The organism is Desulfosarcina widdelii, assembly GCF_009688965.1.
Classification (GTDB): Bacteria; Desulfobacterota; Desulfobacteria; order Desulfobacterales; family Desulfosarcinaceae; genus Desulfosarcina; species Desulfosarcina widdelii.
Map to the genome: position 1 here is coordinate 6,090,743 of NZ_AP021875.1, position 18,706 is coordinate 6,109,448.

Annotated in this window: 17 protein-coding genes; 2 read left to right on the forward strand and 15 right to left on the reverse strand. The window is 54.5% G+C overall.

What is annotated here, in order from left to right; all coding sequences use genetic code 11:
• Window positions 1-109 precede the first annotated feature (109 nt).
• The 5 genes from GN111_RS27895 to GN111_RS27915 form a co-directional block, all read right to left on the reverse strand.
• Window positions 110-1,657, reverse strand: a complete 1,548-nt coding sequence (locus GN111_RS27895; RefSeq protein ID WP_197740438.1) for a B12-binding domain-containing radical SAM protein — start codon at window positions 1,655-1,657, stop codon at window positions 110-112.
• Entirely contained in the window at window positions 1,654-3,516 is a 1,863-nt protein-coding gene (locus tag GN111_RS27900; RefSeq protein ID WP_155306890.1) for an ABC-F family ATP-binding cassette domain-containing protein, read from the reverse strand. The genes GN111_RS27895 and GN111_RS27900 overlap by 4 nt, the downstream gene beginning before the upstream one ends.
• A 31-nt stretch (window positions 3,517-3,547) precedes the next feature.
• Complete coding sequence (locus GN111_RS27905) at window positions 3,548-4,513, reverse strand: M55 family metallopeptidase (protein WP_155306891.1); 966 nt, start codon at window positions 4,511-4,513, stop codon at window positions 3,548-3,550.
• Between the two features lie 362 nt (window positions 4,514-4,875).
• Window positions 4,876-6,765 carry an adenylate/guanylate cyclase domain-containing protein gene (locus GN111_RS27910; RefSeq protein WP_155306892.1) on the reverse strand — a complete coding sequence of 630 codons (1,890 nt, stop codon included), beginning with the start codon at window positions 6,763-6,765 and terminating at the stop codon, window positions 4,876-4,878.
• A gap of 372 nt (window positions 6,766-7,137) precedes the next feature.
• A complete protein-coding gene (locus tag GN111_RS27915) occupies window positions 7,138-7,875 on the reverse strand; it encodes a 1-acyl-sn-glycerol-3-phosphate acyltransferase (protein ID WP_155306893.1) in 738 nt (245 codons plus the stop codon).
• 186 nt (window positions 7,876-8,061) lie between these two features.
• Here GN111_RS27915 and GN111_RS27920 point away from each other — a divergent pair, with 186 nt between their 5' ends.
• Both GN111_RS27920 and GN111_RS27925 read left to right on the forward strand, forming a co-directional pair.
• Window positions 8,062-8,730, forward strand: coding sequence for an NUDIX hydrolase (locus tag GN111_RS27920; protein ID WP_155306894.1), 669 nt, complete (start codon window positions 8,062-8,064; stop codon window positions 8,728-8,730).
• Between the two features lie 376 nt (window positions 8,731-9,106).
• Window positions 9,107-10,147: a GAF domain-containing protein gene (locus GN111_RS27925; RefSeq protein WP_155306895.1), complete on the forward strand. Its 1,041-nt coding sequence runs from the start codon at window positions 9,107-9,109 to the stop codon at window positions 10,145-10,147.
• 274 nt (window positions 10,148-10,421) lie between these two features.
• Here the strand turns inward: GN111_RS27925 and GN111_RS27930 are convergent, their stop codons facing one another.
• The 10 genes from GN111_RS27930 to GN111_RS27975 all read right to left on the reverse strand — a co-directional run bounded on the left by GN111_RS27930 (window position 10,422) and on the right by GN111_RS27975 (window position 18,568).
• Window positions 10,422-11,081 (reverse strand): cytochrome b/b6 domain-containing protein, encoded by a 660-nt coding sequence (locus GN111_RS27930; protein ID WP_155306896.1) that lies wholly within the window; start codon window positions 11,079-11,081, stop codon window positions 10,422-10,424.
• A 2-nt stretch (window positions 11,082-11,083) separates the two neighbouring features.
• A complete protein-coding gene (locus GN111_RS27935) occupies window positions 11,084-12,718 on the reverse strand; it encodes a tetrathionate reductase family octaheme c-type cytochrome (protein WP_155306897.1) in 1,635 nt (544 codons plus the stop codon).
• Window positions 12,719-12,927: 209 nt separating this feature from the next.
• The gene (locus GN111_RS27940; RefSeq protein WP_155306898.1) at window positions 12,928-14,070 is read right to left on the reverse strand and encodes a rhodanese-like domain-containing protein; all 1,143 of its coding nucleotides are present in this window, start codon (window positions 14,068-14,070) and stop codon (window positions 12,928-12,930) included.
• Between the two features lie 74 nt (window positions 14,071-14,144).
• On the reverse strand, window positions 14,145-14,489 hold the full coding sequence (locus GN111_RS27945; protein WP_155306899.1) for a cytochrome c family protein: 345 nt from the start codon (window positions 14,487-14,489) through the stop codon (window positions 14,145-14,147).
• A gap of 56 nt (window positions 14,490-14,545) precedes the next feature.
• Window positions 14,546-14,860 (reverse strand): DsrE family protein, encoded by a 315-nt coding sequence (locus tag GN111_RS27950; protein ID WP_170302492.1) that lies wholly within the window; start codon window positions 14,858-14,860, stop codon window positions 14,546-14,548.
• Window positions 14,861-14,889: 29 nt separating this feature from the next.
• Entirely contained in the window at window positions 14,890-15,063 is a 174-nt protein-coding gene (locus GN111_RS27955) for a hypothetical protein (RefSeq protein ID WP_155306901.1), read from the reverse strand.
• A 31-nt stretch (window positions 15,064-15,094) separates the two neighbouring features.
• A complete protein-coding gene (locus tag GN111_RS27960) occupies window positions 15,095-15,382 on the reverse strand; it encodes a hypothetical protein (protein ID WP_155306902.1) in 288 nt (95 codons plus the stop codon).
• A gap of 15 nt (window positions 15,383-15,397) precedes the next feature.
• Window positions 15,398-15,643: a sulfurtransferase TusA family protein gene (locus tag GN111_RS27965; protein WP_155306903.1), complete on the reverse strand. Its 246-nt coding sequence runs from the start codon at window positions 15,641-15,643 to the stop codon at window positions 15,398-15,400.
• Window positions 15,644-15,664: 21 nt separating this feature from the next.
• On the reverse strand, window positions 15,665-16,861 hold the full coding sequence (locus tag GN111_RS27970; protein ID WP_197740439.1) for a YeeE/YedE thiosulfate transporter family protein: 1,197 nt from the start codon (window positions 16,859-16,861) through the stop codon (window positions 15,665-15,667).
• A gap of 24 nt (window positions 16,862-16,885) precedes the next feature.
• Window positions 16,886-18,568: a DUF3373 family protein gene (locus GN111_RS27975; RefSeq protein ID WP_155306904.1), complete on the reverse strand. Its 1,683-nt coding sequence runs from the start codon at window positions 18,566-18,568 to the stop codon at window positions 16,886-16,888.
• Window positions 18,569-18,706 lie beyond the last annotated feature (138 nt).

The window sequence follows — 18,706 nt, forward strand, 5'->3', positions numbered from 1 at the left end:
TGGACGAAATTTATGTGGTGAATTGCCCTCGGTGAAAGTAGGTGATGCACCTACAACGGGTCGGGCGATCCCTCAGACGGCCATTGCCTGTCGCTGCCGAGAAGCCTCTTTACATGTTCATCCGAGTCTGTAAATGAAAAAACGGTGCATGGTTGGAGGTGAAAAAGGGCGGGTCGTTGTTCAAAATTTCCTGAATGCCCGGCTGTTTTTTGAAGACCTTGGATAAAAAGGGTCTCACCCGGCTGCGGCCCCAGCCCTTGGGATGCAAGAACTCCCGGTACAGGGAAAGATCGCCTGCATAAAAATCAGCCGTATCCAACCTGCCGGCCTCACTGCCGTGGGCCGGCAGGTTGAAGATGGCCAGATTGAGAAAATCGATGCAATCGGCATGGTCGACCGTGAACGCCAGCGTTCTGAGGGCCGCGGCCTCATCCTCCGCCGGCGTGCCGAACAGCAGATAGACGTATGTGGCAATGCCCACCCGGTGAAGGGCGCTCAGTGCCCTGGATGCCATAGCGATGTCGATTCCCTTGGAAAGGGCATCTAATACCGCCTGATCGCCGGACTCCACCCCCAGTTTGAGCATCACGCAGCCTGAATTTCTCAGCCCCTTGACGAAGTTCGGATCGGTGAGGTGGCGGGTGATCCTGGCAAACCCGTACCAGGCAACCCCCGGTGGGTGCTCGATCAGGTGCGCCATGAATTTCGGGGAAAGGGCGTTGTCCAGGAAGTGGATCAGGCCGGCACCGATCCGGTCCCTCAGCCGTTGAAGATCGATGCCGATCACAGCGGGCGCTTCGGTGAGGTAGACGCTATTCTCGGCGGTTTCCGGGCAGAAGGCGCATTTTTTCCAGTAGCAGCCCCGCGAGGTACTGTACGGCAGTACCCGCACCGGTGCGAGATACCGGTCCAAATCGAAGGAAGAAAAATCGCAGCCGGTAACCGAGGGTTCGGGCGCGCTTTTTTCCGTGCACCGTTCGATCAGCCAATTTTCTCCCGGCCCGCAGATCATGTCGTCGATCAGACCGCCGAACGGACTTTCAAACCCCGGTATATTCATCCAGGAGGTGACCAGGCCGCCGCCGCACACGATGGCCGTTCCGGGAAGGCGTTTGCGGACATAGCCGATCATGGCAAAGGCACACAGGGCCTGGCTCATGAAATTGATCGAAAACCCGAAGATTTCCGGTTCACGCTGAGAAAAAAAAGCGGCCAGGGATCGAGAAAAAAGCGGGTAAAATAGATTGGATTCAAATTGTTCGGCGGCCCGGACCAGATCGGCGCTTCGCACCGGCGAAAGCGATTGAGAAGCGAAGTTGGAAAGGGAGGCCGCGAAACCGGCCGGCTGGCCGGCCATGTGCAGGATGCGATTGAGGTCCATGACCGCCCGTTTGTAGCGGTCCCGGTTGCGGTACAGATCCGCGGCGCGCAGGGCGGCCAGATTCTCTTCTCGATGATTCAGGGCCCGGCGGGTCCAGGTGTCGTTGGCCGCCAACGGCTGTTCGAGAAGGCCCAGGAGGCAGTCCAGGCCGGCGTCGTAGACCCGGCAGTCGATGCCGTTGGCGCGAAGGGCACCGGCCAGCTTGGCGATCCCCGCCGGGGGCTCGCAGGGTTTGGTGATGGGTGGGGAAATAAGAAGGATGGATTTGGGTGTCACCCTTCCAGTTCCTCCAACCGCTTCTGGAACTTTTTTTCCAGCCGCTGGCGCTGCTCGTCCATCTCCTCCATTTCGGCAAAGCGCGTCTCGATGATGTCCTGGCAGGAACGGATCTGTTGGGAAAGCGTGGCAATTCGCTGGCCGTCACCATCCTGGGACGCAGTGACCATTTCCCGATTGGCCTGGTCCAACAGGCTTTCGTTTTTTTCGATTTCCCGTTCCGCCTTGGCGATGGCATCGTCCATGGGTTTGAGGACCTTGGATTTTTCGGTGATGATTTCCGAGCGCAGCCGCCGAAGTTCCTTTTTGTTGTAACGGGGCGGCGCCGGCGTCATCTCCGATTCCGCGCAGTCCTGCCGCCGGGTCATGACCGCGGCATCTCCCCAGCCACCCTTTTCCAGAAAGTCCTGGTAGCCGCCGTCGAACATGCGGGCGCCGGCATCGTCGAAAACGATCAGTCGGTCGGCCAGGGCGTGGAGGAACATCTCGTTATGGGTGACCATGATCACCGCACCGTCGAAATTGTCGATGGCTGCCAGCAGGGCGTCGCAGGCGTCCATGTCCAGGTGGTTGGTGGGCTCGTCCAGCATCAGCAGGTTCACCGGGGTGACCAGTAGCTGCCCCAGCATCACCCGGCTTTTCTCACCGCCGGAAAGAACGCCGATTTTTTTCAAAGCACTTTCGCCCTCGAACATCATGGCTCCGCAGATGTTGCGGGCCTTCTGGCGGTCCACATCCGGCTGGGCGTAGAGGATTTCTTCTTCCACGGTACGGCTGTCCACCAGGGTCTGGATGTTGGTCTGTTCGAATACACCAGCCTCGACCTGCGGATTAACCGTAATCTTGCCCGATGCCGGCTCGAGCGTGCCGGCCAGGACTTTGAGCAGGGTGGTCTTGCCCCGGCCGTTTTTGCCCACGACGCAGATGCGTTCTCCGGCCAGGATGGAAAAGCCCAGGTCCCGGAACAGGGGCCGGTTGGCTCCCCAGGCAAAGGAAAGGTCTTCTGCGGTAAGCACCTGCTTGGCCTTGAAGGGCTTGTTGCGGAAAGAGAATTCCAGCCCCTTGATTTCCTCCAGCTTGTTTTTCTTTTCCATCTTGGCCAGGGTCTTGACGCGGGACTGAACCATATTGGCCAGCCGCGCCTTGGCCCGGAAGCGAGAGATGAACAGGCGGATCTCCTTTGCCTTGCGCTCATCGTTCAGGCGGGTTTTTTCGTAGATTTCCTCGTCCTGGGCGATCTGTTCGTAATATTTTTCCGTGTTGCCGGCGATCTTGCGAGCCTTTTTGCGGTGAATGCCCACGGTGTGGGTGACCAGCTTGTCCATGAATCCACGGTCGTGGGTGATCAGCATCAGTTCGTGAGGCCAGGTCAACAGGAAATTCTCGATCCAGCGGATGGAGGTGATGTCCAGGTAGTTGGTCGGCTCGTCCAGAAGCAGCAGGTCCGGCTCCGAGACCAGCACCTTGGCCAGGTTGAGCCGTACCTGGAAACCGCCGCTAAAGTCGTGGGGATCACGCACCATGTCGCCGTCGGAAAAACCCAGCCCGTCAAGGATTTTCTCCACCTTCCAGTGGTGGTCCTTTTCGGCCGCTGTGAGCCCTTTCATGCCCTCGGCCAGAACGGTTTTTTCTGTGAACCGGATGTGCTGGCGCACGTAGCCGATGCGGTAGCCCTTGGGCATGGTGATGCTGCCGTCGTCGTAGCCCTCTTCGCCGACGATGATGTGAAACAGGGTGGACTTGCCGTGGCCGTTGCGGCCTACCAGGCCCACCCGCTCCTTGGAATTGATCTTGAAGCTGACGCCGTCGAACAGCTCGCGGCCGCCGAAGCTTTTCCGTAAATTTTCTATGCTTATCATGGCGCTGGTATAGTGGAAGGCGGTATGGGTGTCAATCGCGAGGAAAAGCTTTTAACTGTCGACGAACCCACAAAAGGCCCAGCCAACCGATTGCGTTGAAAAGCATGAGGCTGAAAGGCAGCGTTCTTTCCGCCAACGGGGGAAGATAGCACAATCGAATCAGACGGTTGTAGAGGGTATCCATGTCCGGCGCATCGATGCGCACTCTGGCACCGGTGCGGTCGAATCCCCATCGGTCGGCCATCCTGGCGGCTGCTTTCGCTCCATCCCGGATGGCGATGACGGCATGGAAGGGGCCTTTCGGTCCATAGGGCTGCGTTGTTCTGTTGGAAAACGCCTTTGCAGCGGATCGGGCCAGGTCCCTGCGCCAGCGGTCGGCATCCAGGGCTTGCGGCGGCATGCTTTTCTCGATGGAAAAGGTATGGATGCCGGGTATGCGTTCACGGGCCTGGGTGCAGGCGACCGGGCAGCCGGAAAAGAAAATGGCAGGAAGACCAAAAGGGGCCAGCACAGCGGCGAACAGCTCCACCTCGGCCAGCGGCCGGCCATTGACCTTCAGGGATGCCAGCCGGGAAGTCAGGGTGTGGGCGAGAAATCCGCTGGTGCCGGCGGCCGCATGCATGCCGAGCATCATGACGCCGTCGGCGCTGTCGGGATCCCCCAGACCCGGTACGGGTCCCTGGCGGTAGCCGCAAACAACCGCGGCCCGTCTGTCGATCATCTCGGGAAGAAGATTGTACCCGGTGCGATGAAAATCCTTGACCGTCACCCGCCCGACACCGGCATCAAAAAGCACCTTGACCACCGCATCCACATCGCGGGACATGGCGGCGCATGCGTGGGCCCAGGGCTGCGTGAGAAATGACGACGCTCTGTAACTGCCGCAGCCGCTGCTGCCTTCGATGTCGGCTATGATTAATATATGGCGATAGGCGGGCGCATTCATATTAAAACCCATGTTCTGATAATGCATGACAATGGTGGCTATGGCCGGCATTGCGGTCTCGACCGTAACTCGCACGCTACCATATCCGCCGTCGAAACGGAATTGCCAGGTTTTCTATGGCCATAACGGGAATTGGTGGTAGGTGGAAATGTGGAATCGTCTTAATTGATCTTCAGTCGGGCCAAAGTAGGGATAAGGTATCGTATTCTGTATCGGTGTCTTGATCGATCTCGGATCCACGGAAGGTGGATATCAGCTGTCGGGCTTGACTGGCAATTCGTTGGAGAAATCTTGACTTTGGCAAACTATTATTCCGATGCGTATAGATCAAATCAATCAATGAAAATGCAGGTCCGGTAAGACGATGCCATCAAATCAAATAAGCCATCATTGATACAAGTGAGCTATTACTATCATTTTTCTGGAATTCCCGCCTTGTGATACGCTTCAAGAAGGCGATTTTTCTGTTCTATATTAGAAATATCAAATTCTTCAATTTGCGCCGTAGTATAAGTTGGTTTAATCCGCAAAACTTCGGCAGCAGCTTCACGTGCCTTTTCCTCATTACCCAACAACTGATATGAACACGTTAATCCCGAATAGGCAAAAAGATAATCTGGGTTGCGTTCTATGGCCTTATTCCACAATGGGATTGCCTTTTCATATTGTTCAGTTAATGCATAGGACCAAGCCAGATTATTCAAATAATTGATTGGTGTGACTGGATTGAGGCGGATTGCCTTTTCCAAAAGAGGAATAGCTTCATCATAGCGCCCCGCAAACCTGAGCACCAATCCATAAAAGAAAATGGAACTTGCAGAGTTTGGGCTTAATTCGACAGCTTTCTGCATCTCGACAATGGCCTTTTCGTATTGTTTTCTTAGCATAAATACGCAGCCAAGTAATCGATGTGAAGTGGGATCTGTACCAGACAGGTCTATGGCCTTGTGGGCCAACTGCTCGGCTGTTTTTAGCGATTTAGCACGATCCTTGCTTCGGTAGAACCAGATATCGTCTAAATGCGTCCATCCCAGCAAAGTATAGGCAATTCCATAATCGGGATCCAAGGCAATCGCTTCTTCGGCTAATTTTCTGGCTTGAAGGGTATCTCCTTCTGTTCTGCGCAAGAATAGCTCAGACCCCTGTATTATTTTCTCATAGGCTTTTAGGTTTGTCGTTTTTACTGTGGCATACCGGCCATGGCTTTCATATGCGATATTCACTTGTAGTCCAGCCATGATTTTCATGGCAATTTCATCTTGCAGCTCAAAAATATCCTTGATTTTTCTGTCATAATTTTCAGCCCATATGTGGTGGCCTGAAGTTGCATCTATCAGTTGTGCGGTGATGCGGAGCTGATCATTCGACCGTTGAATGCTTCCCTCAAGGATGTATTTAACTCCGAGCGCTTTGGCTATTTGTTGAACAGTCATTTGTTTGTCCCTAAAAGCAAAACTGGACTGTCTTGCTATAACAATAATGTATGGGATTTTTGATAGAGATGTGATGATTTGTTCAGTGAAACCATCACTGAAATACTTTTGGTCTTTATCTGCACTCATGTTGTCAAATGGCAGAACGGCAATAGACGGCTTATCCGGCCAAGGGTGAACCATCTTTTCCACCGAGGCGGATTCTATTTCGGGATCACGGGGATAAAACAGCCATATCAAAACAGCGCTGGCTATCAATAACATGGCGATAGCAACCGAAGCTGATTTCTTAAGTTTCGTAGGTGCTGCTTTGGGCTCTCCGATAATCCTGCCCTCATCTTCTGGAGCCAATAGAATGCGGTAGATCCTAACCGGTTCGTTGATGTTTTTTACTGCATGCTCCCCCAAATATTCAAATCCCTGGCGCACCTTCTTTTTAACCTGATCGTAAACGCCTCTGGAAATACAGATGCCGCCGGGTTCGGCCAGGCTTTCAATTCTAGCGGCAACGTTTACACCATCACCGTAAATACACTCATCTTTATGAATGATATCGCCTAAATTGATTCCGATACGAAAAACCATTCGACGGTTTTCGGGAAGTTTACTGTTTTCGATTTCCAGAGTGCTCTGTATCTCGACTGCCCCGTTGACAGCGTTTAAAGCACTGCCAAACTCCGCCAAAATATTATCGCCGGGAGTATCGACGACACGCCCCTGGTGCTTTTGGATCAAGCCGGAAATGATTTTTCGATATGCAGTAATGGTGTTGACGGTAGTTTCATCATCATCGCCCATCAGCTTGCTGTAGCCTTTGACATCCGCACTAAGAATCGCCGTTAATTTGCGTTGCGTAGCGTTCTCTGCCATAGGATTCTCCCGGAATGATCGAAGGATGCATTACCAAATCATCAAGATATCGGGATCGCTTTTGATTCAACTGCGTTTCGAAATAATTGTGGGCACAGAGCAAGGAGGGGGGAACGATGAACTATTCCCGATATTTATAAATAGAATGGATCGGTTGTAAGGGTCAAGCGCCGATTCACAATTCTAATCATCATCTAGGAATGACAGTTTGATTTTAGCGATTTGGAATTACTTGAAAGTAGCTGCCGTCGCCACACTTTGGCGGATATTGGAAATAGATGGTTCGGACATGTCAATCGGGATTCCGGTAGCCATAGTTGAAATCGAAGAGGATTGTTTGAGAGAATTTACAATCTTATTTTTGGTTGCAGGTCAGCGCACGAGGCTGGAGGCCATGGCGACCATCGGAACAACCGGCTGCTCCATTCCAAAGCAATATCGGTCCCGCCGGGATTCGAGGTCGTGAATGAGCGCCTGTTTGAATCCATCCGGACCGTGTTGGGACATCAGGCGGTCGCGATACTCGCCAATATCGACGCTTTCCAGGCGCATGCGCAGGGTCTTGAAAAGCCGGGGCAGGGGGCTTTGTCCGGGGATCTGCACGTGGTGCAGGCCGGCGCTGTAGGTCAGCAGCATGCGTCCTTCGGGGATGCTTTGAAGGATGTCGGCAATGCCGCCCCGCACAGTCATGGGCCGGCCTTTCTTGTCCAGGCCGTTGGCCCGCATCATGCGTCCTTCAGGCATGATGATCACCATGGAATCGGGCTGGACTGTTGTCAGCACCTGATCCCAGGTGTGGTCGTTTTTGCGGGTGATAGTAACCACATTCCTGGCCACCATACGAAAAAAGAACCCCATCAGCGGGCGGCGAGTGGCCTTGTCGGCAACGGGCATGAGTCCCTGGAACGCGATGCGCCGGATGAATTTGTTGGGGAATCCTCCGACGAACAGGGGCTCGTAGAGGCTGGTGTGGTTGAGAAAGGTCACCAGGCGCAGTTTCCGCCAGGGTTCGGCGGGCGGCTGGTGTACCCACCGGATGTCGAACCGATAAAAGAGGCGGCTCAGGCCTTTGATGCCCCGCAGCATGGTGTAGATGCACTCTTCTCGCATAGCAGCCTTCGATGCAAAAATCGTTGCGGTTCCTGATGAATTCTGCGATCCTAACGCACAACTTGCTGAAAGTATAGATTTTCCGTACTTATTTACAAAAGTTTTACAATGTTTGCTGGGTCATGATAATGGTAGTATCATTCAGAACCTGCAACCAACCCGAACATTGAAAACCGGTACTTATCCATGATCGACCTCACCTGCAATAAGAGTCTGCTGAATCGCATTCGTGCGAACCTGGACCGTTTTACGAAGCGCACCAAGGCCATTGGCGGCTTAAAAGAGGCTGCTGTGGCCATCGCAATTGTCGATACCCGGAAAGCGCCGCATCTTAACGACACCGACTCCCGGGAATCGGGGAAGGGTCAGGCGGCAATCATCCTCACCAGGAGGGCGACGAACCTGAGAAATCATGCCGGTCAGTGGGCGCTGCCGGGCGGCCATGTGGAAGCCGGGGAGCATCCGGAAGAGACCGTATTGAGAGAACTTGAAGAGGAGGTCGGGCTGCGGCTCGATGCAGATCGGATTATCGGGCGTTTGGATGATTATGGCACGCGGTCGGGCTTTCTCATCACGCCTGTGGTTGTCTGGGCGGGTGCGGATGTTTCTCTGACGGCCAATACCGATGAGGTCGCAGCTATTCATCGAATTCCCCTGACCGAACTGTTGCGCGACGACGCTCCGATGCTCGAAAAGATTCCCGAAAGCGAAAAACCGGTTCTGTTTATGCCCATCGGAAAGGATGTTGTGGCCGCGCCGACCGCGGCAATGATTTACCAATTTCGGGAAGTCGCCCTGTGTGGAAACGACACCCGCGTCGATCATTACGAACAGCCCCGCTTTGCCTGGAAATGATCGATGGCCGCGGCTGTCAAAAAAAGAAGCGTTTAAAGAAGCACGGGAAGACCCTCAAACGGAGCGCGGTTTTACCATTCCAGCGCAATATATTTCTTTCGCTGCAATAATTATCATTCGCCTGTTATCCCGCGTATATCTTCAAGGGGGACTTCCTTCCATTTGTGCAAAAATCAATATCTATCAGAAATAAATGAATAAAATAGTTCAGGCAATCAGACGCTAACGCCATTGACACGCGCCTTTGAAATAGGAATTGAGCCGTTTCGACTGGAACCATTTTTGCTTTTCTAGTTTGATTTAATCTCCATGACAGCATCCGATTCCATTTTGCTTTCATCAACGTGACAAAAACTTCAATGGAGACTTTCGTCGCATGAAACAACAACACGATTATCTCAGGCTGTTGCTTGACGTCACCAAAACCCTCACCGCTGAGCTGAACATGGATAAGGTCCTGCATCTGATCGCCTCCCGGGTTCCTGAAGCGGTTCAAGTGGATGCAGCGACCATTCGCCTGCTGGACCCGACCGGGAAGAAGTTGGTTTTAAAAGCCGCTTCCGGTCTGAGCGATGCGTATTTAAAAAGAGGCCCCATCGATGCAGAGGAGAGTGTGCTCTCGGCCCTGAAGGGAACGCCGATTGCAATCGTTGACGCCGACAATGACCCCCGAATTCAATACCCCGAAGCCGCCCGCAAGGAGGGGATAAAAAGTATTCTGGTGGCCCCCATTCCCATTCGGGGAAAAATCAACGGGGTGTTGCGGCTGCTGTCGCACACCCGGCGCGAATTCGAGCCCTTGGAGATCGAATTCGCGGCTGCCCTGGCCGAACAGTGCGGCATTGCCATTGAAAATGCGCACATTTACGACGAACAGAAACGCCAGTTGAACTATTTCAAGGGCGTCTGCGAAATCAGCAAAACCATCGCTGAAACCCGGCAGTTGGACGATATCTTTAATTTCATCGTCACCAAACTGCCCGAGGTGATGGATTTGAAGGCCTGCACCCTGCGTCTGTTCGAATCCTCAAAGGGACAGCTGGAACTGAAGGCGGCATATGGATTGAGCCAGGCCTATCTCGAACGCGGGCCAATCGACGACGAACTGGCGACCTATTTCATCTTAAATGGCGAACCGGTATTGATCTTGGACGCCACGAGCGACGTTCATACACAGTATCACCAGGAAGCCGCCAATGAGGGGGTGGGCAGCATCCTGGCCGTACCGCTTTCAATCCGCGGCGAAATTATCGGCGTTTTGCGCCTGCTAACGGCGGAACAGCGTCATTTCTCCGAAAATGAAATCAATTTTGCCATGACGGTCGCCGAACAGGGTGGCGTGGCCATCCAGAACGCCATCGATTATCAGAAAATGGAAAGCCTGTTGAAAGACTGCGATTCAGGGGGCCCGAGATAGGGAGCACTCTATCCGGCCTGGACGGAGAAGCTTGACCGCTTTCGCGAATGAAAAGAGAAAAAGAAAAGCCCCGGATTGAGCGGATCGATCCGGGGCTTTTGTTCAGTATCCATCCAGAAATGGCCAATTTGCCCGATATCTTTGTTGCGCAAAAAATTTTATCGTTGGAATATCAACCATATACCTGCGGTAAAATTTTTCGTGCGCCTCGATCTCAACCAAATTTACCTATTTCTGGATGGGCACTATTTATGAAGAATGAAAATGGAGTTGCTCAACCGGCCGGCTGGCGGTCGCCGTGCTTCTCCCACTCCTGCACATCGCCTTCTTCCACATCTTCCCAGCCGGTGATCATGGCTTTGACATGGGCGGTGACGGTGTGGCCGGTGGTGGTCATGTAAACGTGCACGATGACAAAGCACAGGATGGCAAATGCCCCGGCCGTATGGACGAAAGCAATGACATCCAGGGTGAGCCAGTCCAGCCCCCAGGATTTCCAGGAATTGTAGCCCCAGTACAAGAATCCCGACAGCATTTGAATGGGCAGGAGGAATGCCGCCAGGGACAGGTAAACGATGCGCTGGAGGGGATTGTGTTTGGCCTCCTTGCGCTTGGGCACCGGATGGCTTTCGCCCCGAAAGATGCCGTAGCTGTAGTACAGGATCACCTGGAACATCTTCTTGGTGGTTGGGATGTACTGTTTCCACTCACCGGTGGTGAAGACCCAGAACACAAAGAAAGCAAAAGCGATCAGCCAGCTCAGGCCCACGAAATTGTGCACATCCACAGCCTCGTCGAATCCCAGGAAGGGAAAGGTGCCATGCACCTCGAAGCCGGTGACCAGCAGCACGAAGATGAGGGCCATCTGCAGCCAGTGCCAGAAGCGCTCGTAGCGGGTGTACAGGTACATATTGATCCTTTTTTTATCAGACATGTCTACTTGCCCTCCTTTCGCCCGTTGGTGAACATGCGGGTCAGGCCGTGGAGTCCGACGCCCAGCAGGTGGCCCAGCACCAGAATCCATCCCACCGAATCCAGCAAGGTGAACTTGTCCCGGCCGGGCATGTAGAAGCCGGCCAAACTGGCCAGACGGCTTTCGTCACGGGTGTGGCATTCGTTGCAGGAGACCACGTTCTCCTTGGGGGCCACCATGTGGGTAATGGGAAAGACATAGGTGGTGTCCACGAAGTCGAACTCGCCGGAAAAGGGAATACCCAGGGCTTCCTGGCCTTTGGTCAGGGCATGGTTCCAATCCAGGGTTGTCCAGTAGCCGTCGGGACCGGAGAGCATGGGACCGAGCAATGTCTTGTGGACTTTGTCATAGGGCTGCTTTCCGCGATGAACCTTGAATGGGAAGATTCGGGCGTTTTCGTCGTCCCGGCTGCCCACCGGATGGCTCACCCGGACGACCTGGCTGGGGTCGATGGCATCGCGGGCCGTGGTACTGCTGATGGAGCCGTTGTACCAGAAGTACTCGGGTTTGACGTTCTTGTCCCATTTGAACTGACCCTTGATGGACATGTAGTCGTGTTTGCCGAATTCGTCCTCGGTTTTGTAAGGCTTGCCGTCCTTGAGTTTTCCGGCCTGGGACCAGTCCCAGGACATCTTGGTGGGATTCACCCGGGCGAATTTCGGGATATGGCAGCTCTGGCAGGCCACCTTGTCCGTATGGTCGTTGGCCTTGGAGTCGGCTTTGTGCGGGGTGCTGCTGTGACAGGACTCGCATGTGATCTTTGTGGTCAGGTCATCCTCGATCAGGCTTTTGCGGTCCGTGGCCGCCGGTTTCGTATAGACCCGGCCGGCGATGTTGTGCAGCTTGGTCGTGTGACAGCGGGTGCAGGTGAAGTTCTGCCCGTCACTGCCCATGTGGACATCCAGGGCCTTGTTGGGCTTGGTCAACGAGGTGTCCAGGTCGCCGTGCTTGACCCCGTCGCCGCCGCCGCCCTTGAAGTGGCAGGAACCGCAGTTCTGACGCTCGGGCCGGACCACCGCCTGAACCGCTGCCTGGATATTGGCGCGGATTTCGTTGGCGATCTCCTGCTCTTCAGGATCGTCTGAGCCGTCGAACGCTTCAAAATCCTCGAAGGATTCTTCCCAGTTGATCGATTTCTGGCCGTGGCAGTTGAGACAGTTGACCGCTTCGGTTTTTTTCCCCCATCCCGGGTGGCAGCTCAGGCAGCCCTTGTCCTGCATCCTGTCGGCCGAAATGCAGAAGTTATTGATGGAATCGCCGCCCTTGCCATGCACACTGCCGTCTTCGGTAGTGTAGGCCTGCCAGGTCCAGTGAATGGTCTGGTGGAACTGGTCCGCGGCTTCCGTGTGGCAGGAGATGCACGCCCGGGTCACTTCCGGACCGGATCTAAAGTCCTTCTGAAGCGCCTTGAGTCGGGAGTGGTCGGTGGTGATCCACAACTGTTTGCCCTTGATGGCCTGGTCTGCCATGGTGCGGCCCGGTGCCCGGTCCTCGGCGTCGTCCGTCGCACCGAAGGCGGCGGGCGTCGATATCGACGCGAGGAAGAATAAAAGCAGGGTGCACCAGAAGGTGGATAGGCGCCCTCTGGTTGACTTCATCGTTTCCCCCTATGGGTTACTTGGTAAGTATAAAACTTCATGAGCACTGGCGAAGAGGCACGCCGGCACATATTCAACGGTACGTCATTCAGGTCAGCGAAAGCATTGGGATTCGAGGAGTTGGCAAAAGTCTATCAGATACAATCCGGTATGTCATCCGTTAATCATTCGATGCTTCCCGCAACCCCTCGATGGCAATGCGTCATCGGCTACATGGGCAGTTTTTTCAGGGTGAAGGAACCATCTTTCTTGATGGTCATCTCACCGTCAACGTAGAACACGTTTTTCAACTCCGGCCGGACGTCCTGAACCATGTAGAACGCCTCGCCGCTGCGGGCGCCGGTGCCGCAGATAAAAACCACGGGCTTGTCGGCGGGAAGCGTCTTGATTTTCTCTTCCAGATCGTCGATGGGGATATTCACCGCTGTTTTCAGGCTTCCCTTTTTATACTCGTCCGCATCGCGGACATCGACCAGCAGAATCGCTTCAGGAGAATCGTTGACCAACCGCTTGAATTCGGCGTGATCGATGCTGCCCTCTTCTTCTCCAGCCTTTATTGCAGTGGCGGCAGCGACGTTCGTGGTCGGCTTGCCCGCATAGGCGACCCAGGCCGGATAGCCTTCGGCGAAAACCTTGACGTTGGTGTAGCCCATGGCGATGGCCTTGGCGGCACTCTTGTGGCTCAGCTTGCAGTGCAGCCCGCCGCAGTAGAAGACCACCAGTTTGCTCTTTTCTGCGGGCAGTTGATTTTTCAGGTCGTCGAACTGCATGTCGGGGATGCTGATGGCCGTTGGAATGTGGCCTTTGTCATACTTCTTGCGTTTGGGACGCGAGTCCACCAGGACCATGTCGGCGCCTTTGTCGATCTGCGCTTTGATCCATTCGGCCGACACAGCCGGATAGTTGGATTTGTCCGAGATCCATTGAGGATAGCCTTCGGCAAAAACCTTGACGTTGGTGTAGCCCAACTTCTCCGCCTTTATGGCGGACTTGTGGCTGAGCTTGCACTTCAATCCGCCGCAGTAGAAGATCAACAGGGCGTCCTTGTTGGCCGGCAGCTTGTCGGTCATTTTGTCGAACTGGCTGTCGGGGATGCTGACGGCCATGGGGATGTGCCCTTTGATGTATTTGGGCTTGTATGGACGGGCATCGATGAGCATGACGTCTTGTGACAAGGGGATGGACACGTGCTGTTTCACGAAAGCCATGTCCACGATGTCGTGAAAGGGGGTAAAGGCCGGCTCGGCGGACGCTTTTTCCGGCGTGGTCGTTTCCCGGGTTGTGGCGCAGCCGGTCAGGGCTGCGCTGAGAAAAAGCAGGCAGAATGCCATGATCGTCAGTCGTCGAAACATGATATGCTCCTTTTAAAACCGTTTACGGGCAGCCCGGATCGGACTGCCCGGATGGATTGACAGCCGCAAGGCGCCTATTTGCACTTGGCCGGTGTGGGCGAGTCTGCTGCATGATCGTGCAGATAGGTGTAAATGTCGGTCAGATCGTTTTCGGAAAGGGCCTCCCATTCCGCTTTGCATCCGAAGTCACCGAAATCTTTTTTTTCGAAGACCCGGGTCCACTGGGCCTGAGTTTTAGCATCCGGGCTGATGGGCGGTTTGGGGGAATCTACTTCCCCTCGCTCCATGCAGGCCTTGTAAACCTTTCGGTAGGTGTATTTGCCTTTGCGTTTGTTTCCTTTTTCAAGGGCCAGGGTGACGCCGACCGAGGAAAAAAGAAAGATCGTTGCGGTGATGAGAAAGATTGCTTTTCTGAACATGTTGCCTCCTTTGAAGTTGAAATTAATGATATATCGTGTTGAACTTTAGCGGTCGCTTAAAATACCAGATAGCGGTCCGACTGGGCCAACATTTCGGCATTTTTGGCCTGGGTGGCGAAATCCTTGAACCCCACGCCCGGCACCTCGTCTTCCCGGCCATGCAGTCCATTGGCCCTGAAGCTGACATCGCACACGGACAGCTTTGCCTTTCCCACCAGTTCCTTGAATTGCCGCTGCATGGTCAGGCGAACACCACTGCCGGTGAAAAATACGTTGACCGATTTTCCCTTTTCGTGGGCGGCCCTGGCCAGATTAACCACGTGATCCAGATGTTTGTCCGTGCTGACTAGAATTCCCAAAGAATCCGTCATGGTCATTTCTCCTTGGCTGTCCAAAGCGATCACCACCAGCAGATCACTTTGTCGTTTTCGAATATCTTGTCGACCAACGCCGGCCAGTCGACCGGCCCGTCATAGAGACCCACGACCGACGCCGTGTTGTCCGTGGACAACGAATCAGTGAACTTCTCCACCGTTTCGTCGGGTTCGGATCTGAGGATGTGAAGTACTTTCATGGCGTTGTTCCTTGTTTTATGACTGTTCGGGTCAAAAGGGGATGACCACGTCGGCGGTGCTGACCATTTTCGCGACATCCGCCAGAGTGACGTGCTTGAACCCGTACTTCTCCACGTTGGCCGAGTTGTTGGAAAACCTTTCGCCTTCCATTTCGTCAATGAACTCCATGTTGTCCCGGTAGGCCTCGTCCATATGGGCGATTTCGTGATGCAGGACGAACATCTGGACTTCGGTGTCTTCCAGCAAAAGTCCCAGGCTGGTTCGCAGGCCTTCGTACTGTTGTTCGGGGTCCCGGATCAAAACGGCTGCCTTTTTCATGGATGACCTCCCGGACTAATTTTTCATGATGTAGTAGCGGGTGAGCCCCATTTCACCGTCGATCATGCCTAAAAAGGTGTTGCCGTTTTTGGCACCGAAATCGGGGATGTCCTTCTTGGAGCCCGGGTCGGTGCCCACAATCTCCAGGATCTGCCCGGCCTTCAAGCCCTTGAGGGCTTTCTTGGTTTTCAACAGCGGCATGGGGCAGCTCAGCCCGCAGGTGTCAACGGTGCTGTCGGGTATAATCTTGTCGAGTTCCATTGTCGTGCTCCTTTGAGTCGGCTAAAAAATAACCAGTTTTTCGGTTTTCTCGTTCCATGCGGCCATCAGCGTCCACAGCAGTAAAATGGCCATGAACAGCGGAATGCCGAGTTGCCAGGAGAAGACTCCCGGCAGGTAGAGTCCTTTTCCCAGGTAATGGCGGATGTCATAACTTTCGATGAAGCGCATGGCCGCGGCATTGGTCAGGGCGAAGGAGATCAGGGTAATTCCGAGCTTGGTGTGGCCTTCGGCCAGACGCCACAAGGTGCTGCTGGCACATCCGCCGGCCAGGAGCATGCCGAGCCCGAAGATTGTTCCGCCCAGCAGGCTGCCCAGCCAGAAAGGATGAAAAACCCCCATGGTATCCGGCTGGATGTAATTCCATTTGATTACCGCCGAGCCCAGTCCATAAACCATCAGACTCAGGGATACGACTTTGACCATTTCGGCCTCGCCGGTCATGAACGGATCGCGGAAGGCTCTTACGAAACAGAATCGCGAGCGGTGCATGACTACTCCGATGAGCAGGCCGAAGATGAGAAGTCCCCCGACCAGGGCCTGATCCACAGCGCCATAGAGATAGACGGCGATAATCATGAACAGCAGCAGGACGATGCCGGCCGCCGGTTGAAAGCTCTGCCAGACGGCTGACCAGCGGCGGTTGCCTTCGTCTTCGATCGTACACACGGCCGTTGCCGGCAGGTGCTCCATTTCCCAGAGCAGAACCTTCAACCCCATCCAGGCCCCCAATCCGAGACCGAACATCATGGTATAGCCGCCCATGGAGAAAACGCCGATGGCCGAGTAGAATCCGCCCACATTGCATCCACCGGCGAGGGCGGCGCCTGCACCCATGAGGATGCCGCCGATCATCCCCTTGGCATACTCCCGCCGCGGTGCCCGGCGAACCGAAAATTGGCGGCTGAGCAGTGCCGATGCCAACGCACCGGCAAAGATGGCCAGGTTGGTCACCGAATGGGGGTCCATCCAGGGCGTCAGGGGCCGCTCGGTTCCCAGGCCGATGAGGTAGTAAAACCAGTTTCCCCAGTTGCGGTATCCGCCGGAAATTCCCCACATGCCGTTCCACAACAGGATCATCAGGGCCAGGACGGCGATGAGAATGCCGGCCATGTAACCGGACCAGGCATTGGCAAACAGAAACCGATAGCCGTTGGCCACTTCTTCTTTCAGGCTGTGCAGCAGACTGGATTTGTCCACGACGTTTTCCTTAAAACCTGCTTCCTAATACCGGAAGGTGAGGCTGATGTAGCCGTCCATGACTTTGTCGACGACTGGATTGAACGCATCGAGAGAACTCAACTCGTCGATTTTCACGGGTTCGCCCATGGGACTGCCGCTGCCGGTGTATTCATAGTCGTAGTAGCGTACGCCGATGGTGGCGAAGAAGTTGTCGTTGACAATGGGCTGGTGCCAGTAGCCTTCGTAAACATGGCCGCGGACGGCCAGTTTGCTGGCCACCACCGAGTCCTCGGCACCACTGAAATTGAACCAGTACCTGGAACCGTAATTGTACTCCAGGCCAAACCGGGCATCCCAGGGCATGGCAAAAACCGCGCCGAGGTAAATCATATAGCCGTCGCGGTCTTCCAGTTCGCCATTAGAGTTGAGAAGTCCTTGACCCATGAATTTGTAGAAAGGATTTTCCGACGTCCTGGACGGGCTGGTATGGCTCCACGAACCGGCAACGAACAGATCGATGTCCTTGTCGAAGCGTTCGGTCAGGTTGGTCCGCAAAAGCAGGGAAGCTGCATCCCAGTCGCCGATTTCGGTGTACGGTTCCAGACGGGTGATGTATCCGCCTTCGTTCTGGCTGAATGTAAAGGTGCCATCTCCATTGTCACTGACAATAAAGGGCATGACGGACAATCCGGTGAATCCGTCGGTGATGTCCCAGGCATGGGCATAGTTGAGCACGGCACTGGTCGAGTCGTTGTCGAAGAGGGTGGCGATGAAACCGCCGAAGTGAACATCGTCCACATCGGGCTGCCGGGCGTTGAGGGCATACGAGTTGCCCCAGTCGCCCTCGAATCCCTGCCCGTAGCAGATTTTGAACGCAGCACCGGGGATGCCGGTAACTTCCTCCAACCCCAGGTTGTAGGACGCACCGTCAAACTGCCAGTTGATGATGGTGGCCAGTGGAGAGCCTCCTTCGAGACTGTAATTCATGTATTCCAAAGGGGGGCCGTCGGTTCCCGGGCGCCGGCCAACAGAGAAATTTGTGGGCACTCGGCCCCAATCTTTTTTATAATTGAAATAGGCCCGTTCCAGTCGGATGGTGTCCCCATGGGGAAGGCTGGAGATGTTGCCGTCCAGGGTGACGTCATTCAGACTGCCCTGGTTGAACTTTACTCCGCTGCTGTCCCCGAACACTTTATAGGCGGCCAGACGGCCGTCGAAGTTCAACTGGTCGTTGACCTTGGCCTTCATGGTGAGACGGAATTTGTTGGTGAGGATGATATCATTGGTTGCATCGTATTTGTCGGGAACCATCACTCCCGGAGGCATCATGGCCAGCATTCCGGGCAGGTCCGCCGGAGAGAGAGTCTGGCCGATTAAACCGCTGGTAAGCATGCTGGGCGCCACCTGGATATCGCTGTAGGACAATGTATCTCCCCGGGAGCGGAATTCTATGCCAAAGGCGACCTTGTCCGTGGCCGCATGCAGTTCGGCCTTGTCGAGACGGTCATTCATCTCCTCGACTTCTTCCTTCTTGGCCTCGTTTTTCTTTTCCATCTCAGCGAGTTTTTCCTGCACCGCCTGCATTTCCCTGGTCATTTGCTCGAGCTGTTGCTTTAGTTGCTGAACATCGTCCTGGGCTGAAACGGGGTTCGAGACAGCAAAGCACAGCAGGCATGCCAGTCCGATGATGCCGACTGTTTTGATTCCTCCTCTGGTTGCGTTCATTTCTCCTCCTTGGGGAACTGTTAACCCAATACAAATTCGTGGGGCGATGTTACTTTTTCAGCAAAGGGTATGCCAGGAGAAAACAGACTGGTGCTGATTCCCATAACTTATAAAAATAAAATGGAAAATTTTTTTGGT